General features: G+C 69.8%; 27 protein-coding genes and 1 tRNA gene. 13 read left to right on the forward strand and 15 right to left on the reverse strand.

The genetic code is table 11. The features are described 5' to 3' along the window. Positions 1 to 12: 12 nt before the first annotated feature. From ACXJLU_RS18045 to ACXJLU_RS18060, 4 genes are read left to right on the forward strand one after another with little or no spacing between them, the layout of a single operon-like run. Complete coding sequence (locus ACXJLU_RS18045; protein ID WP_457333269.1) at positions 13 to 888, forward strand: branched-chain amino acid ABC transporter permease; 876 nt, start codon at positions 13 to 15, stop codon at positions 886 to 888. After that, complete coding sequence (locus ACXJLU_RS18050; protein WP_457333271.1) at positions 885 to 1,883, forward strand: branched-chain amino acid ABC transporter permease; 999 nt, start codon at positions 885 to 887, stop codon at positions 1,881 to 1,883. Before ACXJLU_RS18045 ends, ACXJLU_RS18050 begins: the two co-directional genes overlap by 4 nt. Then, entirely contained in the window at positions 1,880 to 2,626 is a 747-nt protein-coding gene (locus tag ACXJLU_RS18055) for an ABC transporter ATP-binding protein (protein WP_457333273.1), read from the forward strand. Before ACXJLU_RS18050 ends, ACXJLU_RS18055 begins: the two co-directional genes overlap by 4 nt. A gap of 24 nt (positions 2,627 to 2,650) precedes the next feature. Further along, entirely contained in the window at positions 2,651 to 3,394 is a 744-nt protein-coding gene (locus tag ACXJLU_RS18060) for an ABC transporter ATP-binding protein (protein ID WP_457333275.1), read from the forward strand. A gap of 12 nt (positions 3,395 to 3,406) precedes the next feature. Here the strand turns inward: ACXJLU_RS18060 and ACXJLU_RS18065 are convergent, their stop codons facing one another. Both ACXJLU_RS18065 and ACXJLU_RS18070 read right to left on the reverse strand, forming a co-directional pair. Beyond that, on the reverse strand, positions 3,407 to 4,537 hold the full coding sequence (locus tag ACXJLU_RS18065; RefSeq protein ID WP_457333277.1) for a hypothetical protein: 1,131 nt from the start codon (positions 4,535 to 4,537) through the stop codon (positions 3,407 to 3,409). A gap of 38 nt (positions 4,538 to 4,575) precedes the next feature. Then, positions 4,576 to 7,149: a BamA/TamA family outer membrane protein gene (locus tag ACXJLU_RS18070; protein WP_457333279.1), complete on the reverse strand. Its 2,574-nt coding sequence runs from the start codon at positions 7,147 to 7,149 to the stop codon at positions 4,576 to 4,578. Between the two features lie 97 nt (positions 7,150 to 7,246). On the opposite strand from ACXJLU_RS18070, the gene ACXJLU_RS18075 reads away from it, so the two are divergent. Both ACXJLU_RS18075 and ACXJLU_RS18080 read left to right on the forward strand, forming a co-directional pair. Further along, entirely contained in the window at positions 7,247 to 7,513 is a 267-nt protein-coding gene (locus tag ACXJLU_RS18075) for a DUF1801 domain-containing protein (protein ID WP_457333281.1), read from the forward strand. Positions 7,514 to 7,628: 115 nt separating this feature from the next. Next, positions 7,629 to 7,703: transfer RNA gene (locus ACXJLU_RS18080), tRNA-Arg, on the forward strand. 169 nt (positions 7,704 to 7,872) lie between these two features. Here the strand turns inward: ACXJLU_RS18080 and ACXJLU_RS18085 are convergent. The 5 genes from ACXJLU_RS18085 to ACXJLU_RS18105 form a co-directional block, all read right to left on the reverse strand. Beyond that, the gene (locus ACXJLU_RS18085; RefSeq protein WP_073463518.1) at positions 7,873 to 8,253 is read right to left on the reverse strand and encodes an Hsp20/alpha crystallin family protein; all 381 of its coding nucleotides are present in this window, start codon (positions 8,251 to 8,253) and stop codon (positions 7,873 to 7,875) included. A gap of 26 nt (positions 8,254 to 8,279) precedes the next feature. Then, positions 8,280 to 8,732: an Hsp20/alpha crystallin family protein gene (locus ACXJLU_RS18090; protein WP_457333283.1), complete on the reverse strand. Its 453-nt coding sequence runs from the start codon at positions 8,730 to 8,732 to the stop codon at positions 8,280 to 8,282. A 117-nt stretch (positions 8,733 to 8,849) separates the two neighbouring features. Next, positions 8,850 to 9,077, reverse strand: coding sequence for a hypothetical protein (locus ACXJLU_RS18095; protein WP_457333285.1), 228 nt, complete (start codon positions 9,075 to 9,077; stop codon positions 8,850 to 8,852). A gap of 336 nt (positions 9,078 to 9,413) precedes the next feature. Then, positions 9,414 to 10,028: a dihydrofolate reductase family protein gene (locus ACXJLU_RS18100; RefSeq protein ID WP_457333287.1), complete on the reverse strand. Its 615-nt coding sequence runs from the start codon at positions 10,026 to 10,028 to the stop codon at positions 9,414 to 9,416. 76 nt (positions 10,029 to 10,104) lie between these two features. Beyond that, entirely contained in the window at positions 10,105 to 10,902 is a 798-nt protein-coding gene (locus tag ACXJLU_RS18105) for a sigma-70 family RNA polymerase sigma factor (RefSeq protein WP_457333289.1), read from the reverse strand. A 98-nt stretch (positions 10,903 to 11,000) separates the two neighbouring features. On the opposite strand from ACXJLU_RS18105, the gene ACXJLU_RS18110 reads away from it, so the two are divergent. Together ACXJLU_RS18110 and ACXJLU_RS18115 are read left to right on the forward strand one after the other, a co-directional pair. Continuing rightward, complete coding sequence (locus tag ACXJLU_RS18110) at positions 11,001 to 11,597, forward strand: ATP-dependent Clp protease proteolytic subunit (protein WP_457333291.1); 597 nt, start codon at positions 11,001 to 11,003, stop codon at positions 11,595 to 11,597. 144 nt (positions 11,598 to 11,741) lie between these two features. Continuing rightward, positions 11,742 to 14,819 (forward strand): response regulator, encoded by a 3,078-nt coding sequence (locus ACXJLU_RS18115; protein ID WP_457333293.1) that lies wholly within the window; start codon positions 11,742 to 11,744, stop codon positions 14,817 to 14,819. A 9-nt stretch (positions 14,820 to 14,828) separates the two neighbouring features. Here ACXJLU_RS18115 and ACXJLU_RS18120 read toward each other — a convergent pair whose 3' ends face one another. The 3 genes from ACXJLU_RS18120 to ACXJLU_RS18130 form a co-directional block, all read right to left on the reverse strand. After that, on the reverse strand, positions 14,829 to 15,686 hold the full coding sequence (locus ACXJLU_RS18120) for a substrate-binding periplasmic protein (protein ID WP_457333295.1): 858 nt from the start codon (positions 15,684 to 15,686) through the stop codon (positions 14,829 to 14,831). Between the two features lie 66 nt (positions 15,687 to 15,752). Then, complete coding sequence (locus ACXJLU_RS18125) at positions 15,753 to 16,385, reverse strand: LysE family translocator (protein WP_457333297.1); 633 nt, start codon at positions 16,383 to 16,385, stop codon at positions 15,753 to 15,755. Positions 16,386 to 16,468: 83 nt separating this feature from the next. Then, positions 16,469 to 17,398, reverse strand: a complete 930-nt coding sequence (locus ACXJLU_RS18130) for a DMT family transporter (protein WP_457333299.1) — start codon at positions 17,396 to 17,398, stop codon at positions 16,469 to 16,471. Between the two features lie 117 nt (positions 17,399 to 17,515). On the opposite strand from ACXJLU_RS18130, the gene ACXJLU_RS18135 reads away from it, so the two are divergent. Then, positions 17,516 to 18,424: a LysR family transcriptional regulator gene (locus tag ACXJLU_RS18135; protein WP_457333301.1), complete on the forward strand. Its 909-nt coding sequence runs from the start codon at positions 17,516 to 17,518 to the stop codon at positions 18,422 to 18,424. Between the two features lie 27 nt (positions 18,425 to 18,451). Here the strand turns inward: ACXJLU_RS18135 and ACXJLU_RS18140 are convergent, their stop codons facing one another. Then, positions 18,452 to 19,564: an ABC transporter substrate-binding protein gene (locus ACXJLU_RS18140; protein WP_457333303.1), complete on the reverse strand. Its 1,113-nt coding sequence runs from the start codon at positions 19,562 to 19,564 to the stop codon at positions 18,452 to 18,454. 185 nt (positions 19,565 to 19,749) lie between these two features. On the opposite strand from ACXJLU_RS18140, the gene ACXJLU_RS18145 reads away from it, so the two are divergent. From ACXJLU_RS18145 to ACXJLU_RS18160, 4 genes are all read left to right on the forward strand, one after another. Continuing rightward, the gene (locus ACXJLU_RS18145) at positions 19,750 to 20,133 is read left to right on the forward strand and encodes a hypothetical protein (protein ID WP_457333305.1); all 384 of its coding nucleotides are present in this window, start codon (positions 19,750 to 19,752) and stop codon (positions 20,131 to 20,133) included. 105 nt (positions 20,134 to 20,238) lie between these two features. Then, positions 20,239 to 21,639: a TolC family protein gene (locus ACXJLU_RS18150; protein ID WP_457333307.1), complete on the forward strand. Its 1,401-nt coding sequence runs from the start codon at positions 20,239 to 20,241 to the stop codon at positions 21,637 to 21,639. Positions 21,640 to 21,650: 11 nt separating this feature from the next. After that, positions 21,651 to 23,018, forward strand: coding sequence for a multicopper oxidase family protein (locus tag ACXJLU_RS18155; RefSeq protein ID WP_457333309.1), 1,368 nt, complete (start codon positions 21,651 to 21,653; stop codon positions 23,016 to 23,018). 44 nt (positions 23,019 to 23,062) lie between these two features. After that, positions 23,063 to 23,791: a copper-binding protein gene (locus ACXJLU_RS18160; protein ID WP_457333311.1), complete on the forward strand. Its 729-nt coding sequence runs from the start codon at positions 23,063 to 23,065 to the stop codon at positions 23,789 to 23,791. Positions 23,792 to 23,798: 7 nt separating this feature from the next. Here ACXJLU_RS18160 and ACXJLU_RS18165 read toward each other — a convergent pair whose 3' ends face one another. From ACXJLU_RS18165 to ACXJLU_RS18180, 4 genes are all read right to left on the reverse strand, one after another. Continuing rightward, complete coding sequence (locus tag ACXJLU_RS18165) at positions 23,799 to 24,548, reverse strand: Crp/Fnr family transcriptional regulator (protein WP_457333313.1); 750 nt, start codon at positions 24,546 to 24,548, stop codon at positions 23,799 to 23,801. Continuing rightward, complete coding sequence (locus ACXJLU_RS18170) at positions 24,548 to 25,249, reverse strand: flagellar basal body L-ring protein FlgH (protein ID WP_457333315.1); 702 nt, start codon at positions 25,247 to 25,249, stop codon at positions 24,548 to 24,550. Before ACXJLU_RS18170 ends, ACXJLU_RS18165 begins: the two co-directional genes overlap by 1 nt. Further along, a complete protein-coding gene (locus ACXJLU_RS18175; protein WP_457333317.1) occupies positions 25,246 to 25,782 on the reverse strand; it encodes a cell division protein FtsI in 537 nt (178 codons plus the stop codon). The genes ACXJLU_RS18170 and ACXJLU_RS18175 overlap by 4 nt, the downstream gene beginning before the upstream one ends. Before the next feature lie 7 nt (positions 25,783 to 25,789). Continuing rightward, on the reverse strand, positions 25,790 to 26,049 hold a 260-nt coding region (locus tag ACXJLU_RS18180), incomplete at its 5' end, for a hypothetical protein (protein ID WP_457333319.1).

Here is a 26,049-nt window from a genome sequence, read left to right on the forward strand (position 1 = left end):
GACCGCCATGACATGACCGATTTCCTGCAACTCGTGCTGTCGGGCATGGCCACCGGCAGCATCTACGCGCTGGCCGCGCTCGGCTTCACGCTGCTGTGGCAGGCCTGCGGCACCATCAACTTCGCGCAGGGCGAGTTCGTGATGCTGCCGGCGTTCGCGATGCTCGGCTTCATGAGCGCCGGCCTGCCGCTGTGGGCCGGCTTCGTGCTGACCTGCGTGCTGGCGGTGGGCGTGCTCGGCTGGGCCTTCAAGCGCGGCATCGCCGACCCGCTGCTGCGCTTCGGTCTGATGCCGGTGGTGGTCGCGACCATCGGCCTCGCGATCGCGATGCGCAACGGCGTGCGCGCCGGTTTCACCGCCGAGGCGCATCCGTTCCCGAGCCTGTTCGCCGACAGGCTGTTCCACCTGGGCGGCGTCACGGTGACGCTGATCGACCTGGGCACGCTCGCGATGGCGCTGGTGCTGGTGCTCGGCACGCAGGCCTTCCTCGCGAAGACGGTGACCGGCCGCGCGATGCAGGCCGTGGCCCAGAACACCGAGAGCGCCACCGTGCTCGGCATCGACGTGCCGCGCATGGTGTTCTACACGTTCGCGATCAACGCGCTGCTGGCCTGCGCCGCGGCGCTGCTGATCACGCCCACGTACCTCGCCAAGTTCGACATGGGCGAGCCGCTGGGCACCAAGGCCTTCTTCGCGGCGATCATCGGCGGCTTCAACAACTCGCGCGGCGCGCTGCTCGGCGGGCTGATCGTCGGCGTGGCCGAAAACCTGGCGTCGGCCTACATCTCGGCGGCCTACAAGGACGCCGTCGCGCTGGTGGTCTTCATGCTGGTGATCCTGTTCAAGCCGCAGGGGCTGCTGGGGCGCCGCGAGGAGCGCAAGGTATGAGCCCGGGCAAGCCCCGGATGCCGGTGCTGATCGGCGTGGCAGGCCTCGTGCTGCTGGTCGCGGTGCCACCTTTCCTGAAGAGCTACGGGGTGTACCTGCTGAGCTACTGGCTGGTGTTCGTGATCGCCACGATGGGGCTGAACCTGACGGTGGGTTACGCCGGCCAGAAGTCGCTCGGCCATGCCGCCTTCTTCGGCATCGGCGCGTACACGCTGGCGATCGCGATGAAGGCAGGCTTCAGCTTCTGGCTGGGGCTGCCGCTCGCGATGGCGGGCTGCTTCGCGGTGGGGCTCGCGCTCGGCTTCCCGGCGCTGCGGGTGCAGGCCATCTACCTGGCGTTCGCGACGCTCGGCTTCAACACCGCGGTGTGGCTGGTGATGCGCAACGAAGAGTGGCTGACCGGCGGCACCTTCGGCATCAACAACATCGCGCGGCCGTCGCTGGCCGGGTGGTCGCTCGAGCGCAAGCTGCCGTACTACTACTTCATCCTCGGCTGCACGCTGGTGCTGGGCGCGCTGCTGTGGAAGCTGCTGCGCTCGCCGTGGGGCAAGGCCTTCACGGCGCTGCGCGACAACCCGATCCGCGCCGAGAGCCTGGGCATCCACATCCAGGCCTACACGCTGCTGTCGTTCGCGATCGGCGCGGCGTATGCCGGCGCGGCGGGCGCGCTGTTCGCCTCGCTGGTGCAGTTCATCGAGCCGGCGCCGTTCACCGTGGGCGCGTCGATCATGATGTACCTGATGGTGGTGGTGGGCGGCTCGGGCCGCTTCTTCGGACCGGTGATCGGCTCGGCGGTCGGCGTGCTGCTGCCCGAGTGGCTGCGCTTCGCGCAGGGCTGGTACCTGTTCGTGTTCGGCAGCGCGGTGGTGTTGCTGATGCTGTGGCTGCCGGACGGCTTGCTGAGCATCCCCGAGCGGATCCGGGCGCGGCGTGCGGCGCGCGCGGCCTCGGCAGCACGAGCGGCCGCGGCGGCGTCGATCGGCGCACCGTCATGAGCACGCCGTTGCTGAAGGTGTGCGACCTGCGCAAGTCGTATGGCGCGATCGCCGCGGTCGCCGGGGTGTCGTTCGAGGTGATGCCGGGCGAGATCTTCGGCGTGATCGGGCCGAACGGTTCGGGCAAGACCACGATGTTCAACAGTGTGCTCGGGCAGATTCAGCCGAACGGCGGGCGGGTCGAGCTGAAGGGGCGTGACATCACCGGCCTGTCGCCCTTGCAGCTGAGCCGGCGCGGCGTGGGCCGCACCTTCCAGACGCTGCAGGTGTTCGGCAAGATGAGCGTGCGCGACAACCTGCTGGTGGCCGCGCAGGAGCACCACGGCAGCATGGCGGGGCGCCTGTTCGCGCCGGGCGATTCGGGGCGCGGCGCGCAGGCCGATGCGTTGATCGAGAAGTTCCGCATCGGCCACGTGGCCCACCAACTGGCCGGCGAGCTGAGCTACGGCCAGCAGAAACTGGTCGACATCGCGATGGCCTTCATGAGCGAGCCCGACCTGGTGCTGCTCGACGAGCCGTGTGCCGGCGTCAACCCGAGCCTGGTGGGCGGCATCGGCGTGCTGCTGAAGGAGCTCAACCGCGAGCGGGGCGGCAGCTTCATCGTGATCGAGCACAACATGGATTTCGTGATGGACCTGTGCCACCGCATCATGGTGATGGTCGAGGGGACGGTGATGGCGATCGGCACGCCGGACGAGATTCGCGCCAACCGGGAGGTGCTCGATGCTTATCTTGGCAACTGAGTCGGCAACCGAGCATCCGCGCCCATGACCGACACAGCCATCGAGTTCGAGGACGTCGTCGCCGGCTATGGCGAGTTCATGATCCTCAACAACCTCAGCCTGCAGGCGAAGCGCGGCCAGATCACGCTGCTGCTCGGCCCGAACGGTGCCGGCAAGTCGACCGTGTTGAAGACGCTGTTCGGCCTGCTGAAGGTGCGCCAGGGCCGCATCCGGCTCGACGGCGCCGACATCACCGGCACCGCCCCGAAGGACCTGCTGCTGAAACACGGCATCGCCTTCGTGCCGCAGGGCCGCAACCTGTTCGGCCAGCTCACCGTGTGGCAGAACCTGGAGCTCGGCGGCATCACGCTCGGCATGAAGACCACGCATGCGCGCATCCTCGAGGTGCTGGCGCGCTTTCCGCGCGTGCAGGCGCGCATCGACAGCCAGGCGTCCGCGCTGTCGGGCGGCGAGCAGAAGCAGCTCGAGATCGCGCGGGCGATGCTGCTGCGCCCGCGCGTGCTGCTGATCGACGAACCGTCGATCGGGCTGTCGCCGATCGTGGTGGCCGACGTGTTCAAGCTGCTGCGCGACCTGGCGCAGCAGGGCACCACCGTGCTGATGGTCGAGCAGAACGTGAAGAGCGCGCTGAAGATCGCCGACGAGGCGATCGCGCTCGAATCGGGCCGCACGGTGCTGCACCGCCCGGCCGGCGAGCTGCTGGCCGATCCGCACATCGAGCGGCTGTTCCTCGGTGGCGCGCACGCGATCGGCACGCAGGCGGCTTGACGCGAGCAGCGCTCAGAACGACACGCCGACGAACGCCTTGACGCTCCTGCCCTGGGGGTCGTTGACGATCGACAGCCCGCCCTGGGCGGTGAAGTTGTCGTTCGTGAACTTGGCGCTCACGTCGAGCTGGCGCTGCGTGCCGTTCTGCGTGTACTTGACCAGGATGCTCTGGTTCTTCGAGACGAACGACAGCGCGGTGGCCACCGTCACGCTGCTCTGCCCGCCCGACGTGGCCTTGCGGTACGCGAAGCTCCAGTCGAGCTGCCCGTTCTTCAGCTTCGCGCTGAGCGCGCCGCCGACCTCCAGCACCTGCGACTGCGCCGTGCGCTCGCGGCCGACGAACAGCTGCAGGTTGCCGCGCACCACGTCGAACGCGAAGCTGGTCTCGACCTCGATGCGCGACTTGCGCAAGCCGCTGTCCTTCACGTCGTCGATGCGGAAGCTCAGCGTGAAATCCGGGCGGATCTCGAAGCTGCCCATGAACTGCAGCCGGTGCGTGCCGCTGCTCTTCGACTCGTAGACCAGCGCCAGGTGGTTGCGCAGCGGGTCGACGCGCACCTCGGTGGGCAGGGTCATCGGCGTGCCTGCGATCTCGAGCGCCGGATCCTCGAGCACGAAATGCAGGTGGATCGCGGTGGTGGCCGTGGCCACGCGCTCCCACTGCCCGGCGAACACCAGGCTGTTCGGGAAGGTGCTGGTGTCCTTGTCGTCGAACTGGAAACGCAGGCGCGACTTCGTGTCTTCGATGAAGCCGTCGATCACCGATTCCTTGCCGTCGATCGACAGCACCAGGTTGCCGTCGCCGTTCAGTCCCCACAGGCAGTCCAGCGTGAACGTGAAGTCACGGTCGCCGTCGGGGTCGACCACCAACCGGTTCTTGTCGAGATGGAAGCCGGGCAGGCCATCGGTGCCGCTCATGATGGTGAACACCGTCTGGCCGCCCTGCACCAGCGTGAGCTGGTTGCGGTCGTTGAACGACCACTCGACATCGACGAGGTCGCTGCCGCCGCCCGCGTTGCGGATCTTGATGCGGTTGCCTTCGGTGGTCCAATCGCCCAACTTGTTGGCGGCGCTGTCGTGCACGCTGCCGTTGGTGTCGAGGGTCAGGATGCCGTTGCCGACCATCAGCGGGAACTGTCTCATCGGGGATTCTCCTGTGGGTGGATTCCTGTGGGTGGATGTCAGAGCGTGCGCAGCGTGGCGACGCCGAATTGGAGGCGCAGCCGGCCCTCGCCGGGCGGCACCGAGCCGACCGGCCGCGCGGCATCGAGCTGCAGTGTCAACGCGTTGCCGTAGCGCCAGCGCAGGCCCAGCCCGAGCGCGGCCTTGGTGCCGCTGAAACCGGTCGGCGAATCGGCCACCGCGCCGACGTCGGCAAACACCGCCATCGACAGGCTGCGGCGCAACAGGCGTGCCAGGCCTTCGTCGGCAGGCTGCCACGGCAGCGGTCGCCAGTATTCGCCCTGTACGCTCCAGATGCGGCGGCCGACGGCAGCTTCTTCGCGGTAACCCCGCACGCTGTCGGCGCCGCCGAACGGCAGGTACTCGGTCAGCGGGGCCTGCGCCGTCACGCGGGCCCATCGGCTGTGCAGCGCCCAGAACTCCAGCCGGCCGAACAGGCCCCGGGCCGACGCCTCGGCGCGCAGCTTGCCGAAGCCCTCGCCCTCGGTGCGGCCGCGCGCGGCGCCGAGTTCCGCCTCGGTGTACGGCGACGACGGCGTGCCCGGCTGCGAGCGTTGCAGCACCAGGCTGGTGTCGACCAGCGTGGTCTGCGACGTGTCGTCGCCCGCGCCCCCGTCGTGATGCAGTTCGGCGCGGCTGCGCGCGATGCCGAATTCGGCCTGGCCGAAGCTGCCGCCGCGGTCTCGCCACAGGTCGAGCACACCCCGCAGGTCCACGCCCTTGCGGCGCTCGTCGGGCCGCGTGCTGTCGGTGGCGCGGTCGGGCGTGAAGTCGGAATACACGCGGCTGTTTAACTGCAGGCGCCGCCCCAGCAGTGCGAAGCCGACGAAGTCGCTGTCGTACGACACGCTGCCCGAGGCTTCGCGCTGCTGGCCCACGCCGAGCCCCATCGAATCGCCCGGCGCGAGGCCGTCGCGGCGGTAGTCGGCCGACAGCCGGACCGGCTTGCCCGAGCGGAACTCGGCGCCTGCTTCCACATGATTGCGCGCCGGGCGCATCGCCTCGCGCTGGCGCGGTGTCGCGGGCACCGGGCCGGGATCGACCTGTGTCGCCTCGATGGCCTCGGCCTGGCGCGTGCAGGCGGGCACCGCAGCGGTCGAAGCGGCTGCGCTCTGGGTGCCGGCACATTCGGGCGTGGCTTTCGGCAGGTCGCGCGGCGTGGCGCAGGGGGGCAGGTCGGCGGGAGGTGGTGTGTCCGCCGCTTCGGCAACGGGCTCGACGATCAGCAGCGCCAGGCGCTGCATCGGGCTTTCGCCGCGCGCCTTCAGCGCGTCGGCGTCCGGCGCCAGCCGCTCGTGGAACATCGCCAGCCGGGCCTGGTAGCCGATCGCGCTCAATCGCTGCAGGCGCTCGGCCAGCACACCCCGCGTGTAGTACTGGTGGGCGATCTGCAGCGCGCTGCCTTCGATGCCCGGCATGGCGTCGTCCAGCGGCAACTGGATCGCCGCGGGTTGCGGCGACTGCGGAAGCCAGACGGCCTTGGCCGCGCACAGATGCTCGCGCGGGTGGTCGTGCACGCGCGCGAAATCGCTGCTGGGCAACAGCATGTAGAGGGCCTGTTCGACCGACGCGAAGGAACCGCGCAGGTAGACGGCGGCGATCATCGGATCGGGCTCCAGCAGGATGCGGCCGCCCACGCCCCGCGGCTGGCCGCGGGCGACCGGCTGCGTGTCGAGCCAGTGGGGCCGGGCGACGCGGATGTTGGCGTGCTCGCGAGGCGCGTTCGACACCCCGCCCAGCTCGCGCGCGCCCGCCTGGTCCTTGGCCTGCAGCTGGGTCGAGGTCGTCAGGCCGCGCACCTCCAGGTAGTCCTGCATCGCGTCCTGGACGCGCGGGCGGTACCACAGCCTGCACTGGAAGTCCGCCAGCGCGGCCTCTGCCAGCCCGCCGCGCAAGGTCTCCCATTGCACGACATTGGCGGTGGGCCTCAGCTTGAGGTCGCGCAGCGGCGGCGCGATCTCGAAGTCCATCAGGCCCTGGCGCGGGCGCGCGGGCGAATCGACATCCACCTTCGGCATCAGCGGCCCGTCGGCCAGCGCCGCGTTGTTCTCGTGCAGCGCGGTGAAGACCGAGGCGAGGTCCTGCACCACCAGTGGTGAGCCCTGGCTGCGCAGGGCCTGCGACCAACGGCCGACCTTCACGGTCGCCTCGCCCCAGGGCATCGAGCCCTGCCACAGCTCGGCCGCGAGCGGGTCCGTTTGCACGAGCGATTCGAGTTCGCGCTGGCGTGCCGGGCTGTCGGCGGTCTGCAGCAATTGCGCCAGCACTTTCGGCCGCGCGGCGAAGAGGGTTTGCAGGTAGCCGGTCAATTCCGCCGTGACCGCCTCGGCGCTGAGCCGGCAACCGTCGAACACCGGCCGGGCGCTGCCGTCATGCCAATCGATGCGTGCGGAGCCCGCGGCGATGGCGAGGTGCCCCTCGCGCAACTCGACCTGCACGGTGAAGGTGGGGGGCTGCACCGGCTCGGTCGCGGCGCTCTGCGCGGCTACGGGCCGGCATGCCAGCAGCATCGGCAGCATCAGGGCCGCGACGGCCAGGTACGACAGCTTCTTCACGCGATCCTGGCCTCCCATTGTGGGAACCAGCATAGCGGCGCGCCGGCTCGCGGGCCTCGTCTGAATTGAGGATGCGGCGATGGGTGGTCGAATGTGCTGCGCAGGCTGGTCCGACGTGCGCGAACTCATGCACGATGGCTTCCCCACCGTTTGCGTTCAGGATGCCCCGTTCGCCTGCGTCGGCATCTTCAGATCGCATGTCAACGTGGGCTTCTTTCAAGGAGCGTCACTGCCGGACCCCGCGGGCTTGCTCGAGGGCACGGGCAAGAACATGCGCCATGTGAAGCTGAGGCTCGGCCGCACCATCGATGCGACTGCGCTCGAGGCGCTTGTCGATGCCGCCCATCGGGACATCGTCGCGCGGTTGAACGCCGCCGAGTGAAGACGGCGCGGCGAGACCGATCGGTGATCCACCAGTCGTTCTTTCAGGACAGCCGCGGGCAGGTACGAAGAGCCCCCGTTGACGTGCCCCCCTGCCGCTAGAATCCGCAGCCTCGCTCGCCGTAGTTCAATGGATAGAACGGCCGCCTCCTAAGCGGCAAATACAGGTTCGATTCCTGTCGGCGGGACCAGTGCACAGTCGCCCGGTTCTGCGCTCGCTGTACAGCTCGATCGCGCGCCTGTCATCCCTGGCTGACATCGATCCTGCTGATCGCTACGGACGGTGCCGCCGCGGGGCGACACCGAACGAGGCGCCTCATCGGTGAATGGAGCGCGGGCGGGTTAGTCGCGCGTTGACGATCAGCCCGCCGTCACCTCGATGCGACGCGGCTGCGCATGCGCCTGCTTCGGAATGCGCAGCGTGAGCACCCCATCCTTCAGGTTGGCTTCGATCCGCGCCGTGTCGAGCTCGCGGCTGAGCGTGAAGCTGCGACGGTAGCGCGGCACACGCACCTCGGCGTACACCGCTTCCAATCCGTCTGGCGTCAGCGGCTGCACGCCGCCTTCGATCAGCAGGGCATCGCCTTCGACCTTCAGCTCCAGCTGCTCCTTCGGAACGCCGGGCATGTCCGCCAGCAACGTGATGCCGTTCGCATCCTCGAACACGTCGACGGCGGGCGGCACGGCGCGCAGCGTGTCAGGTTCGGCACCGGTTCGGGTCACTTGCTTGTTGTCGCTCATGATCTTTCTCCTGAGGGTTGCGCGCGTCACTGCACCGTGATGCGCTTCGGTTGGGCAGATTCGCGGCGCGCGACGCTCACGCGGAGCACGCCGTCGCGGTAGGTGGCGTTCACCTGGCCGGGGTCGATGTCGTCGGGCAACGAGACGGCCCGCATGAAACTGCCGGCACCGCGCTCCCGGGTGTAGACGTTCACCTTTCCGGCCGCGTCCGGGATGCCGGACGAGCGCTCACCCGCGATGCGCAGCACGCCGCGGTCGATCGTCACCTCGATCTTCGAGGCATCCAGCCCCGGTGCGAACGCATAGACCTCGACGCTGCTCGGCGTGCGGCCGACATTGATGGCCGGGACCGTGCCCGGTGCCACCGACCGGATGCTGCCGGGAAGACCCGAGACGCCAAACACGTCATCGAGTTCACGACGCAGGCGTTCGAACTGACCGAACAGGCTGCCCGGATGATTCAGGATCGATTCGTACATGGTGTGACCTCCGATTCAATGGTGGACGCCGGCCGGGGACCAGGACCAGCCGGCACGGAAAACCAGATAGGAGTCCCCCTGGTCGTTTCAAGAGGAGACGCTGCCCGCTACCGGTCGCTACCACTTGTCCTCGTCGAAGAGGTCCTCGGCCAGCCACGTCCAGCGCTGCTGGCGTGGCAGCGCCTGGCCTCTGGGTAGCGCCGCGTAGACCCACGCAGGCCGCTGCGGGTGGCGTGCTTCGCTGCCCTGGCGCGGGCCGGTGGCCCCGATCGCCAGCGAGCAGGTTCGGCTGCTTGTTGTGTCCTCGGCCGTCGGCCCGGGACACGACGATCTTGCTTCGTCCATGGGTGTCCTCCTGGTCATCAGGCGTCGACCAACAAGGGCTGCCGGCCGACTCGCGACAAAAATAGTGGCTGCTGCTCGCGGATTCAAGGGGTCGATCCCGCACCCTGCGACCGACGTAGATACCGGCGTCAGATCGTTGTGTGGCGCGGGCTGCAGAGCCAATCTACATCGCAACAGGCTGATTCGGTCCCAGCGACGCTCTGTCGACGCGTCAGCCCGTACGCAACGCCACGAGCACGTACGGGCGAGCGACTGGACCTCAGGCACCCATGACACCGGACTACGTCGACACGGTCAGGCTGCTGCTCGCGATTGAGGCCGGGCCCCGCGGCGGCACTACGCTCCAATCTCCCCATACGTCGGCTTCCCATCGCGCTCCAACCGGTGGTACGTCGCCCCCTTGCTGCTGGTGGCCGACGCCACCTGCTTGAATGCCGCCGGCACCGTGCCACTGCCGAAGAGCCGCTTGCCCGAGCCGAGTACCACCGGAAAGATGAACAACCGGTACTCGTCGATCAAGTCGTTCTTCAGCAGCGTCTGCATCAGGTCGGTGCTGCCCCAGGTCTGCACGCTCTGGCCCGGCTGCTCTCGCAGCTTGCGGAGTTCGGCGACCACGTCGCCCCGGACCAGGTTGGAATTGTTCCAGCTGACACGCTCCAGGCTGCGCGACACCACGTGCTTCGGCCGCGAGTTGAGCGCGGTCGCGATCGCATTGCCCGGGTCGGTGATCTTCGGCCAGTAGTTGGAGAAGATGCCGTAGGTCTTGCGGCCGAGCAGGAAACCGTCGGCGTCCGCGAACCCCTCGATGATCAGCCGCCCCATGACGTCGTCCGAATAGGGGCCCTGCCAGCCTCCATGCAGGAAGCCACCCTCGCGGTCCTCGTCGGGGCCGCCGGGAGCCTGCATGACGCCGTCCAGGGTCAGGAATGCATTCACGATGATCTTGGGCATGATGAGTTTGTCCTTTCATCATCACGACGAGCCACGCCGGCCCGAATCGACACGACCTGACTCTTTCCGGTTGCCGCTACGACAGCGCGGTCTCCAGGTCGTGCTCAGGCCGCACACCCAGCGGCAACACCGACAGCGTGACGCCGTCCAGCGTGAGCACCAGCCCCAGTTGCCCGCCCACCTGCATCACACCGCAGGCGCTCGCATGCGGTGATGACGATGTTTCGGCCACCACCGCGGACGTCCCCGCCAACGCACTGATCGGCGGCTGGCGAAGCATCGCCCACAGCGCCTGTGGATCACGCAGCTGCAGCGACTGCAGGTACCGCCGGAAGACGGTCTCTTCGCCCGGATCCAGCTCGGGAGGGGGCCGGCGCCCGGGTACCCCGCCCGCCTCCCGCAGCCGCGACAGCGCCCGCCGCAACTGCTGTCGGCTGCCGGCTTCGGACCTGCGGCTGGCCTGTGCGATCTCGGCATGGCCGACCTCGAACACCGCGTGCAGCAGCACCGCGGCGCCGTCCGCCGGTGTCAGATGGGCCGCGAGCAGCCGCAAGGCTCGGGCGGCCTCTTCCGCGAGCGCCGCATCCATCTCGGCCGAGGGCGAGGCCCGCGCCGTGTCGTCGTCGGACTCCATCTCGGCCACCCATTGCTGCATCCACTGGCGGCGCCGCAGGCGGTCGATGGCCAGATGCCGCACCACGGTGAGCAGCCAGGCCTGCGCGGCGTTCAGCTCGAGCGCGTCGGCCTCCAGCGCCCGGACGTAGGCGTCCTGCACGGCATCCTCGGCGTCCGCCGGGCCCAGCAGGCGGGTGGCCGCACGCACCAGGCGGCGGCGGTCGGCGTGGATCAGGGCCAGCGTGCGGTCGTCATGCATCGGCGCAGCTTGCCACAGCCGGCACCGGCGCGGTGTCACGCCAGCCGCGTCTCGTTCGTCAAGGCAGTTCAATCACCAGAACGCCACCAGGACCCACCATGGACACTCCCGACACCACCCCGCCGTCGAGCGCCACCGAGCCGCGCACCTCCTACCTGGAGGAGAAGGCCTTCAAGGCGCGCACGCTGCTGATCTTCGGCACCGTCACCGACGTGACCGCCGCCGACGTGACGCGCCGCCTCATCGCACTCGACGCCGAGAGCGCCGACCCCATCGACGTGCTGGTGAGCTCGCCGGGCGGCCACCTGGAATCGGGCGACGCCATCCACGACATCCTGCGCTTCATCGCCGCGCCGGTGAACATGATCGGCACCGGCTGGGTCGGCAGCGCCGCCACCCATCTCTACCTGGCGGTGCCCCGCGAGCGCCGCTACTGCCTGCCCAACACGCGCTTCCTGATCCACCAGCCCAGCGGCGGCGCCGGCGGGCAGGCCAGCGACATCGCGATCCAGGCGATCGAGATCATCAAGGCCCGCGAGCGCATCGCGCGCACGATCGCACGCGAGACCGGCAAGTCGCTCGAGGTGGTGTTGAGCGACATCGAACGCGACCGCTGGATGTCGGCCGAGGAAGCGGTCGAGTACGGGCTGGTGTCGCGGATCATCGAGCGCAAGACCCAGCTCCGGGGCGCCTGAGCCTCAGGCCGGCGAAAGACCCGGCCGATGTTCGTTGACTGAACCGCCCTCGGGAGAACCCCGGGGTGGCGGATCCCGCGCGCCGCTATGCTCGTCCCGAGCCGGGGAGCCCCGCCGGAAGCGGCGGTCCGAGCGAGGTCACCGATGACATCCAAAGAACCTGCGTCGGGTTCCGCGCCCCAGCGGCGCGGCTGGCTGGCCTCCGTGGCGCGGATTCCGGGCGGTGGCATCGCGATCGCGCTGCTCATCCGCGTGCTGCTGTTCAGCACCGCGGTCACACTGCTGCTGACCATCCTGCAGCTGACGCTCAGCTACCGCAGCGAGCGTGCGCGCCTGGAAAGCCGCTTCGGCGAGATCGACCAGGCCAGCTCGCGCAGCCTCAGCGAGAGCCTGTGGGCGCTGGACTCCAAGCAGCTCGAGGAGCAGCTCGAAGGCATCGTGCGCCTGCCGTCCATCCGCGCGGCCGAGGTGCACGAGACGGCGTCGTCCTCCCACGCGCTGACGGTCCTGCGCGGCGAGCGGCAGACCGCCCGCTCGGTGGTGAAGGAATTCCCGCTCGCCTGCTGCGGCGACCATCCGCAGGTCATCGGCGTGCTCCACATCGAGGCCACGCTGGCCGACATCTACCGCGACCTGGCGGCACAGGCCGTCGTCATCCTGCTCAGCAATGCCGCCAAGACCTTCCTCGTCGCGCTCTTCATCCTGTTCGTCGTGCACCGGCTCGCGACCCGCCACCTGCTGGACATCGTCGCGTCGATCGGCAACGTCACGCCGCAGGCCCAGGCACCGCCGCTGCAACTGCGGCGCCAGCAGTCCCGTGGCGATGAACTCGACCAGCTGGTCGATGCCCTGAACGCGATGCGCGAGCGGCTGGCCCAGCATGCGGCGGAGCTGGGCAACGCCAATGCCCGCATGGCGATCATCCTCGACAACATCCCGGACCTCGCCTGGGTGAAGGACGCCGACGGGCACTACGTCGCGGTCAACCGCGCCCTCGCCACCACGCTCGGCTTCGACAACCCGGGCCAGATGATCGGCAAGACCGATCTCGACGTCCATCCGCCGGAACTCAGCCGCTCGTACCTGCTCGACGATGCCGAGGTGATGGCGTCGAGCACCAGCAAGCGCATCGAGGAGCAGCACGTGCGCGCCGACGGCAGCAGCGCGCTGGTGGAAACCATCAAGACGGCACTGCGCGACCGCGACGGCCGCGTGACCGGCACGGTCGGCATTGCCCGCGACATCAGCGGGCGCCAGCAGGCCGAAGCCGACCGGGTGGCCCGCCACGCCGCCGAAGCGGCCAACCAGGCCAAGAGCGAGTTCCTGGCCAACATGAGCCACGAGATCCGCACGCCGATGAACGCCATCCTCGGCATGTCGTACCTGGCCCTGCAAAGCGGGCTCGACCCGCAGCAGCTCAACCAGGTCCAGAAGATCCACGGCGCCGCCGAATCGCTGCTCGGGATCATCAACGACATCCTCGACTTCTCGAAGATCGAAGCCGGCAAGCTCGACATCGAGGCGATCGACTTCGACCTCGGCGACGTGCTGGAAGGCCTGGGCCACCTGGTCGGCATGAACGCCGAGGAGAAGGGGCTGGAGCTGCTGATCGCGTTGCCGCCGCAGCTGCCCCGCGCGCTGGTGGGCGACCCGTCGCGGCTGCGCCAGGTGCTGCTGAACCTGGGCTACAACGCCGTCAAGTTCACCGAACGCGGCGAGGTGGTCATCGCGATCGCGATCGCCGGGCGCGAGGCCGGCGCGATCGACCTGCGCTTCGAGGTGCGCGACACCGGCATCGGCATGACGCCCGACGAACAGCAGCGCCTGTTCCAGCCGTTCACGCAGGGCGACGCGTCGACCAGCCGGCGCTACGGCGGCACCGGCCTGGGCCTGTCGATCAGCCGGCGCCTGGTGGAACTGATGGGCGGCACGATCGGCGTCGACAGCACGCCGGGCCGGGGCAGCATCTTCCGCTTCACGCTGCGCTTCGGCCTGCAGCCGCAGCCGAGCGACACGCCGGTGTCGCACGAAGCCGAGCTGCGCGGCCGGCGCGCGCTGGTGGTCGACGACAACGCCTGCGCGCGCGAGCTGCTGGCCGGCATGTGCAGCTCGCTCGGCCTCGACATCGACACCGCCGCCGACGGCCAAGCTGCCTTGCGCATGGCGCGGCGGGCGGACGCGGCCGGTACGCCCTACCACCTGGTGCTGCTCGACTGGAAGATGCCCGGGCTCGACGGCGTCGAATGCGCGCGCCTGCTGAGCCTTGATGAAAGCCGGCGCCATGCGGCGCCGACCGTGCTGATGGTGACGGCGTTCGGCCGCGACGAAGCGCAACGGCAGCTGGCGCAGCGGCAGGTCCGCGTCGGCGCCTTGCTGACGAAGCCGGTCTCGCCATCGACGCTGTTCGATGCCTGCGGCGAGGCGCTCGGCCTGGCGCGGCCCCGTGCACCGCGCGCGATGCAGCGCCAGGAGGCCTTGCACGGGCACCAGGCGCAGTTGCGCGGCGCGCAGATCCTGCTGGTGGAAGACAACCCGATCAACCGCGAGATCGCGCTCAGCATCCTGGGCCGTGCCGACATCGCCGTCAGCGTGGCCTGCGACGGCCGCGAGGCGCTGCAGATGCTGGCGGGCCAGCGTTTCGACGGCGTGCTGATGGACTGCCAGATGCCGGTGATGGACGGTTACGAGGCCACGCGCGCACTGCGACTGCAGCCGCAATGGCGCGAGCTGCCGGTGATCGCGATGACCGCCAACGCGCTGGTCGGCGACCGCGACAAGGTGCTGGCGGCCGGCATGAACGACCACGTCGCCAAGCCGATCAACGTGGACCAATTGTTCGCCACCCTCGCCCGCTGGATCCATCCGGCCGCGGCGGCGCCCGACGACGCACCGGCGATCGACCGCGAGGCCGGCATCGCCGCGACGATGGGCGACGAAGACCTGTACCGGCGCCTGATGCGCATGTTCCGCGACCGCGAGACGGACTTCGCGCAGCGCTTCCGGGCCGCCCGTGCGGCGGGCGACACGTCAACGGCGATGCGCATGGCGCACGACCTGAAGAATGTCGCCGGCACGCTGGCCGTGCGCGCCGTGCACCAGGCGGCGTCCGAGCTCGAACGGGCCTGCATCGACGAGATCGACGACGCCGGTGTCGAGCCGCTGCTGCGCAAGGTCGAGCGGCTGCTGGGGCCGGTCATGGCCGAGCTGGTCGCACTCGGTTGAACGCCCGCGTCAGCGGCCGCGCTTGGCGTCGTACCAGAGCTCCGGCCGATCGGAGGGCGTCCCCGGCGTCAGCAGCGGGTTGGTCAACTCGATCACCGTGCGCGTCTCGAGGCGCGCCTTGCGCAGCCACTCGCCGAAGTACTGCCGGAACAGCTTGTCGAACGAACCGTCGGCGATGGCCTTTTCGAGGCCCGCGCGGATGTCTTGCGCGAGCCGGGTGTTCTTGCGGTTCACCATGAAGTAGGCGTCGTAGAAGTAGTGCAGGGCGAGGTGCGGCTCGACGTCCAGCGTGTCGGCATTGAGGGCCTGCTCCTCCCAGATCTCCATCATGCTGCGCGGGAAGTAGTCGAAACGCTTGCCGGTGAGCATCTTGAACAGGCCCTCGTAGCGCGGCGCGGTGATCACGTCGATGCCGTTGGCCCGCAGGATCTGCGTGTCCGGCCACTCCTGGCCCTGCGCGAGCCGCAGGCGCTTCAGGTCGGCCAGCGTGTCGACGCCGGCGACCAGGCCCTGGTCGCCCTTGCGGATCAGGCCCAGGCGCCAGCCGAGCAGGCCCTTGTTGATCGGGATGTAGATCGGCAGCAGGCGCGCCTCGCGCTCGGCGGAACTGGGGATCGGCCCGACGTCGATGCTGCGGCCGGCCTCGATCTCCAGCACCTGCCGCTCCTGGTTCATCGCGGTCTCGGCCGGCTGGAGGCGGTAGTCGGTCCCGACCTTCGACAACGCGAGCTGCAGCAGTTGCAGCGCATAGTCGTAGCGGTGGTCGCCTTCGAATTCGGGTTTCGGAACGCGGACGATCTCGACCGCGGAAGCAGCCAGGTGGGCTGCGAACAGCACGCATGCCAGCAGGCGAGACACCATTCGCATGATCATCTCCTCGACGTCCGGGGGACGCGGCGATCATACGGCGCGGGCGCGTTCGGTGGCTCCAATTCACGCGTCGGGCGCGGTCGCGATCAGCCGGATGCCCAGCCCGAACAGCACGACACCCGCGCTGCGGTCGACCCAGGTCTTGCAGCCGAGGTAGACCTTGCGCGGCCCCTGCGACGACAGCAACAGCGCGACGAACGCGTACCAGCTGGCCTCGATCGCGAACACCGCGGCGACGAGCGCGACGCCGAAGCCGGCCGAGAAGCTGTGCGGCAGGAAGGCCGCGAACACGCTGCCGTAGACGATCGCCGTCTTCGGGTTGCTGAGCTGGGTGGCCAGCCCGCGCCACAGCGAGCGCCCGAACTGCCGGGGCTCGTCCGCGCCGCCGGACTGCAGCGTCAGCGGTTCGCGCGCGCCGCGGAAGATCAGGAAGCCGAGGTAGCAGAGGTAGAGCCCGCCGCCGAGCTTCAGCGCGAAGTACAGGGTGGGCACCGCCACCAGCACCGCCTGCAGCCCGAGCAAGGCCATCGTGGCGAACGCCATGCCGCCGAGCCCCATGCCGAGCGCCGCCGCGACGCCCTGCGAGCGGGAGCCGGCGACCGACATGCGCGCCACCATCACGAAACTGGGCCCCGGGCTGACGACGCCGACGGACAGCGCGGCGACGATGCCCGCCAAGGCGATGAGTTCCTGCACGATTCGATCTCCTGTTGAAGTGGCGGCGAGGATACCCCTCGACGCCGGGTTGCCGCGACCCACAACGGGTCACGTGCGATGGATCAGCGCTTGCGATTGGTCAGCATCACGCCGAGCACGCTCAGCGCGCCGCCGATGCCCATCGACGCCGTGATGGTCTCGCCGAGCAACAGCGACGCGAGCGCGACGCCGAACACCGGCACCAGGTTGTTGAACACCACCGTGCGCGACGGGCCGATGGCCTTCACGCCTTCGCCGTACCAGACGAAGCCGAGCACCGTGCCGAATGCGCCGAGGTAGATCACGGCCGCCCAGACCGGCCACGCCACCTGCCGCCACGCGACATCGGCCCATTCGCCGGCCGACCCGAGCAGCAGGAACGACAGGCCCCACAGCGCGGCCCAGGTGGTCGCGACCAGCGGGCTCAGCCCGGCGAACGCGACGCGGCCGATCACCGTGTAGGCGGCCCAGCTCAGCACCGCGCCGAACATCAGCAGCTCGCCGGTACCGATCGATCGGCTGATGTCGTGCAGGGCCGCGAACGGGCTGCCACGCGTGATCACGACGACGGCGCCGGTCAATGCCAACGCAATGCCCCACCACTGCAGCGGTCTCAACCGCTCGCGGAACACCAGGCTCGCAGCCACCGCCGTCACGACCGGGTTCAGTGCGACGAACAGCGCGGTGCGGCCGGCCGGCATGCGTGCCAGCGCCGAGAAGAAGCACAGGTTGTAGAGAAAGATGCCGGTGAGCCCGAGGCCCGCGGTGGCCGCGCATTGGCGCCAGCTCAGCCGCGGTAGGCCGCCGGCCGAGCGCCAGGCCAGCGGCAGCAACAGCAGCACCGCGACGCCGAAGCGCAGCACGGCCGCCACCGCCGGCGGCATCGCCTGCGCGAGCTCCTTGCCGGCGATGAAGGTGCCGCCCCAGAACAGCGCGACCATCACGAGCTTGGCGTAGACGATGCTGAGGTTCGGCCGATCCCACGGGGGCGAAGCGGCGATGGTGGCGGTCATGAAGGCGTGTGGATCGTTGGTCGGCGCCGGATGCTAGTTTTCATGGGTTGTCATGGTCAAATGAACAAACGCTCATACCTCGCGCACGGCCGCCCATGGCCTTCTCGTGACCCCGCCATGACCTTCACCCAGCTGGAAATCTTCGCGCTCGTCGCCGAGCTCGGTGGCTTCACCGCGGCAGCCGCGCGCCTCGGGATCGGCCAGTCGGCCGCTTCGCACGCGCTGAAGGCGCTCGAGAAGGAACTGCGCGTGTCGCTGATCTCGCGCCACCCGACGGCGTTGAAGCCGACCGAGATCGGTCAGCAGGTGCTGCTGCGTGCGCGCGAGATCCTGAACCTGGCCGAGGCCCTGAAGCAGGAAGCCGCCGCGGTGGGCGGACTGAGCCAGGGCGTGCTGCGCATCGGCTCGTTCGGGCCCACCTCGTCGGTCCGGCTGCTGCCCGGCATCCTGGCCGAGTTCCGCCGCGGCTTTCCGGGCATCGAGGTCTATGTCGACGAAGGCGAAGACAGTGCGGTGACGCGCTGGATCCTCGAAGGCCGCGTCGATGTCGGCTTCGTGGTGCTGCCCGACGAGCGCTTCGACACCACGCCGCTGCTGGTCGACGAGCTGATGGCGCTGGTGCCCGCGGCCCACCCGCTGTCGAAGGCGCGCAGCATTGCGCCGGCCGATCTGATCGGCATGCCGTTCATCCTCACGCAGGCGGGCAGTTCCTCGCTGGTCGAGAGTCGCTTCAGCGCGCTGGGCCTGCACCCCGACATCCGCTACCGCGTCTCGCAGATGGTCACGATCCTGGCGATGGTCGACCGCGGCGAAGGTGTGTCCATCGTTGCCGAGCACGCCCTGCCCGAGCAGCTCGAGACGCACTACCCGGGCATCCTCGCGCGACCGCTGCGCCCGGTCGCACGCCGCCAGATCGGCCTGGCGGTGCGCAGCCTGCGGCAGGCCTCGCCGGCCGCGCGGGAGTTCCTGAAGATCGCGGCGCGTGTGTGCCGCCCGAAGCCCACGGCGAAGAAGGCCTCCGTATGACCACCCCCCGCGGCGGCGCGGGGCCGGTCAGCGGCGCAGCCGCCCGCTCGCGTCGACGATCGACAGGTCGACGAAATCGAGCCCGGTGTGGTCGCTCGGGCTGTAGTTGATGCGCATGCCGCCGAGGTCGTAGGCGGACATGCCGTTCAGCGCAGCCAGCACCGATGTTCGGTTCGGCGCGCGGCCGGCGCGGCGGATCGCCTCGACCAGCACCTTCGCGTCGGCAAAGCCCTCGACGAGCGCCGGCGTGATGTCCTCGACGTGCGCCGCCTTTGCGAACTCGAGCACCTCCTTGATCAGCGGCGACGCGATGGCCCGCTCGTTCGGGAACACCTGCGCGATGATCGTGCCGTGCGCGTTGGACTTCATCAGGTCGATGAAGCCCTTCGATGCGTTGTTCGACAAGGTGACGATCTGCGATTGCAGGCCTGCGGCGCGGATCAGCGCCGTGCCGCCGGACACCGCCTGCGCCGAGCCGACGAACAGGATCGCCTGTGGCTCGGCCTTCTTCAAGGCCTCGACCGTCGGCCCGAATTCGGGCTTCTGCTGGTTGAACTGGCCGGCGAACACCGGCGTGATGTGGCCCGTCTCGAAGCCGGCGCGCGCACCGGCCATCGCATCGAGACCCGACGAATCCTCCGGGTACACGACCGCGATGCGGCTCACGCCCACGCTCATCAGGTGCTCGATCGCACGCTGGGCCTCGCGCGACGACGACGCGCGGACGTTGAACACATAGGGCTGCACCGGCTTGCGCAGCACGGCGGCGCCGGTCAGCGGCGCCACCAGCGCGATCTTCGACTGCTCCAGCACCGGCAGCATCGCCTGGGTCTGCGGCGTGCCGCGGCTCAGGAACAGCGCGACCACCTTCGGGTCGGCCGCCAGCGTCTTCGCGTTCTTCGCGGCGAGCGGGGCCTCGAAGTGGTCGTCGAGCGACACCAGTTCGAGGCGCTGGCCGTCGATGCCGCCACGGGCGTTGATCGTGTCGAAGTACAGCGTCGCGCCGGCCGTCATGTCGCGCACGCCAGCCGCGACGGGGCCGGTGAAACCAGCCGTCTGGCCGATCCGGATCTGGCCTTGGGCAGGCGCCAACACCATCAGGCTGGCGCTCAGCGCCAGCAGACTCTTCCACATGTGCATTCAAGCTCCCTGGGCGTGGAAAGGTTCCACTTGTCGTACAAGTCTAGTGATCGACGTCACGAATCCGGTGGATGCCTCTGCAAATTCGACGGCAAGAAGTCACGGTTTGCGCGGCAAGGTCATCGCTTGACATTCCCACGCGGTCAGCCCCTAGACTCCGCCCGAGCTTGAAATCTCCATCCGCCTTGAGAACCGTCCGCGCCCTCTTCGTGATCTTCCTTGCGCTGCTGATGCCCCTGCGGGCAGCAGTCGCCGGGGCGATGCTGTGCCCGACCGGTGGCGCTGCTGTAGCTCACCAGCAGCACCAGGGGATGTCCGACGACTCGGCCGCCGCGCATGCGCATCACGAGGGCATGCACCACAACGAGGCAGAGCCGTCCCCCGCGCCCCATGCGCACGACACCGGCTGCAACCTCTGCGCGGCGTTCTGCTCGATGACCCCGATGCCGAGCACCGCGCCGACGATCGAGCCGTCGATGCTCGCCGCCACGCTGAGCTTCCCGGCGCTGCACGCGCCGGCCCCCAGCTTCCAGTCCGACGGCCAGGACCGTCCACCCCGAAGCCGCTGACCCCGCAAGGGCCCGGTGACCGGGCCCGAGGGTGCCCGCGCGTCCCTGCGCGGGCTGTTGCCGACCCCGCCCTGCGGGCGCCGGCGATTCAACCGACTTCGAACCATGAACCTGAACCTGTCGAAGGTGGCCGGCGCCTTGTCGCTGCTGGCGCTGACCGGCTGCGCGTCCTTCTCGGCGGACGGCGGCTTCGACCGCGTCGCGTCGCTGACGCGCGAACGCACCGGCATCGCGCCGGACTCGTTGCGCACCCCCGCGGCGTCCGACGCGGCACGCACCCGCAGCACCGAGCTGCTGCAACAACCACTGACGCCTGACGCCGCGGTCGAGCTCGCGCTGCTCAACCACCGCGGCCTGCGCGCGAGCTTCGCCGAACTCGGCATCGCCGAAGCCGACCTCGTGCGCGCCGGCCGCCTGCACAACCCGTCGCTGCGCTTCGGCCGGCTGGCCGGCGGCGGCAGCGTCGAGATCGACCGCGCAGTGATCTTCGACGTGCTGGGGCTGCTGGCGATGCCGACCGCGTCGCGCATCGAGCGCGATCGCTTCGAGTTGGCCCAGCTGCAGGCCGCGGCCGATGCGGTGAGCCTCGCCGCCGAGGCCCGGCGCGCCTTCTTCGACGCGGTCGCCGCGCAGCAGCTGCTGGGCTATGCCGAGCAGGTGAAGGAGGCCGCCGACGCCTCGGGCGAGCTCGCACGGCGCATGGCGGTCGCCGGCAACTTCAGCAAGCTGGAGCAGATGCGCGAGCAGGCGTTCCAGTCCGATGCGCTGGCGCAGTGGCTGCGTGCGCGCCACCAGGCGGTGGCCGGGCGCGAACGGCTGGTGCGCGCGCTCGGCGTGGCCGACGACCTGCCCGCGTTCACGCTGCCCGAACGCCTGCCCGAGCTGCCGCCCGCGCCGGTCGACTCGCAGAACGCCGAGCAGACCGCGATGGACAAGCGCCTCGACCTGCTGATGGCGCGGCGCAACGCCGAATCGACCGCCGCCTCGCTCGGCCTGACGAAGGCGACGCGCTTCATCAACGTGCTCGACGCCGGCTACCAGAACCAGAGCAGCCGCAGCGACCAAGGCAGCGAGCCGCGCCGCAACGGCTACGAGATCACGTTCGAACTCCCGCTGTTCGATTTCGGAAGCGCCCGCGTGGCGCGCGCCGAGGCCACCTACCGGCAATCGGTGGACCGTGCCGCGCAGCTCGCGCTGCAGGCGCGCTCCGAGGTGCGCGAGTCGTACTCGGCCTACCTCGGCGCGTACGAGCTGGCGAAGCACTACCGCGACGAGGTCGTGCCGCTGCGCAAGCGCATCTCCGACGAGCAGCTGCTTCGCTACAACGGCATGCTCGGCAGCGTCTTCGAGCTGCTGGCCGATGCGCGCTCGCAGATCGCCGGCGTGACCGGCGCGGTCGAGTCGCTGCGCGACCACTGGATCGCCGAGAGCGCGCTGCAGACGGCGCTCGCCGGCCGCTCGCCTGTCAACGCGCCCACCGCTGCCTCCCCCGACATGCCCCGCTGACGGAGCCCCCCATGACCCACCGCAGAACCTTCTTCAAGGCCGCCGGCGCGACGCTGCTCGGCGCCGCCACCGTCAGCCGCGTCGGCRCAGCCTCGCTGCCCGAAGCGGCCACGCAATCGAGCGCGACGATGCAGCCGCCCCCGCCACCGCCCAACGGCCGCCCCTTCAACCCGATCGTCACGCTGAACGGCTGGTCGCTGCCGTGGCGCATGAAGGACGGCGTCAAGGAGTTCCACCTGCTGGCCGAGCCGGTGGTGCGCGAGATCGCGCCCGGCATGAAGGCCAGGCTGTGGGGCTACAACGGCCAGAGCCCGGGCCCGACCATCGAGGCGGTCGAGGGCGACCGCGTGCGCATCTTCGTGACGAACAAGCTGCCCGAGGTCACCAGCGTGCACTGGCACGGCATCCTGCTGCCGTCGGGCATGGACGGCGTGACGGGCCTGACCCAGCCGCCGATCGAGGTCGGCAAGACCTTCGTCTACGAGTTCGTGCTGCAGCGCTCGGGCACCTTCATGTACCACCCGCACGCCGACGAGATGACGCAGATGGCGATGGGGATGATGGGCCTGTTCATCGTCCACCCGAAGGATGCGCGGCAGCTGCGCGTCGACCGCGACTACGGCTTCATCCTGAACGCCTACGACGTGGAGCCGGGGGCGGCGATGCCGCGCGTCAACACGATGCTCGATTTCAATTTGTGGACCTGGAACAGCCGCGCGTTCCCCGGCATCGACCCGATCGTCGCGCGCACCGGCGAGCGGGTGCGCATCCGCGTCGGCAACCTGACGATGACCAACCACCCGATCCACATGCACGGGCCGCACTTCGAAGTGACCGGCACCGACGGCGGCTGGGTGCCGAAATCGGCCCGCTGGCCCGAGGTGACGACCGACATCGGCGTCGGCCAGATGCGTGCGTTCGAGTTCGATGCGCTGGCGGGCGACTGGGCGATCCATTGCCACAAGTCGCACCACACGATGAACGCGATGGGACATGGGGTGCCGACGATGATCGGCGTCGACCACCGCGAGGTCGCGCAGAAGATCGCGAAGCTGGTGCCCGACTACATGGTGATGGGCGACAAGGGCATGCACGACATGGCGGTGATGGAGATGCCGCTGCCCGACAACACGCTGCCGATGATGAGCGGCACCGGACCGTTCGGGCCGATCGGCATGGGCGGCATGTTCAGCGTGGTGAAGGTGCGCGACGACCTGCAGCGCGGCGACTTCCGCGACCCCGGGCCGTACCGCCACCCGCCCGGCACGCAGGCGCATGAATTCACCGGCGAGGTCGGCGCCGCGGTGCGCGCGCCGTCCGCGCCACCCGATGGCAGCACGCTGCAGATCCGCAAGCCGCAGGGCCACGCCGGCCACTGATCACTGTTGACCACCCCTTGAACACGACACGAAGGAATTCCAGAATGAACACCCGATCCCTGATGACCCTGGTGGCCGCCGCGCTGGCCCTGCACGTCGCCTCCGCGTCGGCCCACGGCGATGAAGACCACGCGACGCCGCGACGCTACGACGCCGCCAAGGTCGAGGAGACCGCCTTCGGCCACGAGGGCGACCCGGCGAAGGCGCGCCGCGTGATCCCGCTCGGCATGAGCGACGCGATGCGCTTCACCCCCGCCGACATCAGCGTGCGGCGCGGCGAGACGGTGAAGTTCGTCGTGCGCAACGACGGCCGGCTGCTGCACGAGATGGTGCTCGGCACGCCGGCGGACCTGAAGGCGCATGCGGCGCTGATGCAGAAGTTTCCGGAGATGGAGCATGCGAGCCCGAACATGGCGCATGTGAAGCCGGGGGCCAGCGGCGAGATCGTCTGGCAGTTCACCCAGGCCGGTGAATTCCAGTTCGCCTGCCTGCAGCCCGGGCATTTCGAAGCCGGCATGCTGGGCCGCGTGGTGGTGACGGGCGACCCCGCCGCGATGACGGACGGCGAGGTGCGCCGCATCGACAAGGCCCAGGGCAAGCTCACGCTGCGGCACGGGCCGATCGCCAACCTCGACATGCCGGGCATGACGATGGTGTTCCGGGTGGCCGACCCGCGGATGCTGGACACCCTGCGCGAGGGCGACAAGCTGCGGTTCAGCGCCGAGCGGGTGAACGGCTCGATCACCGTGACGGCGATCGAGGCCGTGAAATGAAGCGAACTCAGCGCGTCGACACCGCCCCGCCGCCCGACCGGCCCGACGCCGCGGCCAGGCACAGCAGCCCGAGCGTCGCGCTGCAGTCGTCGGCGGTCGCGATGCACTCCAGCCCCTCGCGCTCGACGTGCGCCGGCAGCTGCAGCCAGGCGGCCGGCGCCTCCAGCATCACCTGCGCACGCTCGGTGCGGACCCAGCCTGCGTCGGCCAGCTGGCCGAGGTAGATCCAGGTCTGCCGCCGCGACAGCCCGGCGAGCTGCCCCATGAAGGCCTGCGACACCGGCAGCCCGATGTGCAGCCCGCGCGCACCCTGCGTCGGCGCAAAGGCCGCCGCGAAGGTCGCCAGCACGTTCACCAGCCGCTGGAAGCCGCTGCCCGCGAGCCGCAGAGCGAGCTGCTCCTGCATGCGCAGCGCGGTCGCGGAGTGCAGGCGGCCGATGTCGTCGCCCGGCCCGCGGTCACCGGCGTCGCGCGCCGCCCGCACGGTGGCCACCGGCACCTTGACGGCCACGACATCGATCAATGCCGTCACGTCATACAGCGCGCGATCCTGCCCGAGCGGCGACCCCCAGCCGATCACGTCGCCGCCCCACAGCACCGCCACGCCCACCTCGGTGCCCGCGGCGACGCGGATGTGCAGGCTCACCGCCCCCTGGCGGATCGCCATCCAGTCGGCCAGTTCGCCGCCGGCCCGCACGATGGCCTGCCCGCGGCGGAAGACCTGCTCCACCGCCTCGTCGATCCAGTGCGCCCGCATCACCACACCGACAAGGTCTTGGCCAGCACGCGCTGCAGCCAGCTGCGCGAGGCGGCCTCGGACACGTCGCCGCTGCCGGCGCTCTCGAGCGAGGCATTGGCCACGTCGCGCGAGTTGACGACGTTGCCCAGCCGGATGTCCTGCGGGTTCACGACGCCGGAAAAGCGCAGCGCGCTCGCGCCGCCGTTGACGCCGATGCGGCGCTCGCCGGCCACCACCAGGTGGCCGTTGGGCAGCACGTTGATCACCGAGACCGCCAGCTGCGCGGTGAACTCGGTCGCGACCTCGGTGTTGCCGCTGCCCTTGAACGAATCGCTGCTGCCGGCGCTCGCGTCGACGTTCAGGATCTTGTCGAACAGCCCGCCGTTCTTGTCGCCGTTGCCGGGACCCTTGACCGCCTGCTTGTTGTCGCGGCTGGTGTCGGTGGCGCGCTTCTGCGAGGCCTTCAGGCTCTCGGAGATGTCGACCTTCATCGTGTCGCCCACTGCCTGCGGCCGGCGTTCGCCGGAGAACAGCGAGGCCGATTCGAGCTGCGGCTGCCAGATGGCGCCGTTGCTGCGGCGCTCGATGAACATCGGCGCGAGCGGCGGCGCGGCGCTCACCGGGCCGGGCACCAGGCTCGGCGGCGGGCTGGCACAGGCACCCAGCGCCAGCACACACACCGCTGCCGCACCACGTACCGCGTACTTCGGGGGTTTCATTCGAATCCTTGGATGAGTGCCCGCACCACCGGTGCGAGCTTGGTTCTTGTCGTGGCCCACTTGCTGGCCCCGAAGCCGGCGTCGTCGACGCTGTAGCCGCTGCTCGCGAGCAGCGCGCCGCCCGATCGCTGCAGGCTCATCGAGGCGGCGCTCAGGTAGGGCCGGGTCGTGTCGCCGAACGGCGGCGTGTCCCAGTCGACCGTGGCCGCATAGCGCAGCCAGACCTCGCAGTCATCGGCACCGGCACCGGCCTCGTAGACGCGGCTCGCGACGCCGATGCCGCGCAGCTCGGCCTGCAGCGCCGGCACCAGGTCGGGCAAGGGCGCGTTGCGGTTGAACTCGATGCACAGCCGCTTCACCGGCGCGTCGCCGAAGTGGACGGTGTTGGTCGCATGCGACGGCGAACGGCCGATCGCCAGCGAGGTCGCGCTGCCGGTCGCCTTCACCAGCTCCCAGGTGGGCACGGGGCTCAGCAGCGAACAGGCGCTCAGGGTCAGGCAGGCAGCCGACAACGCGGCAAGGCGCAGGTGCATCACGGCCTCAGACGATCTCGTCGATGCGGCCGGCCAGGCCGAGCCCGGCCTGCGCGGCGTAGCCCGCCGCCACCTGCACCACGTCGCCGACCAGCCCGTCAGGCGCACCGAGCGCGGCGAGCGCGAGGTGGGCGGCCAGCAGCACCGGGTCCGGTCCGTCGCCGCCATCGCTGTCGGCTCGGGCCTGGCCTTCGTGGCTGATCGAGACGGCGGTGCCGACGGTGTGGCCGGCCGGCGCCGCGGCTGCCCGGGCCGACGGCCCCGCCG

The sequence above is a fragment of the Rhizobacter sp. P5_C2 genome, assembly GCF_054049715.1.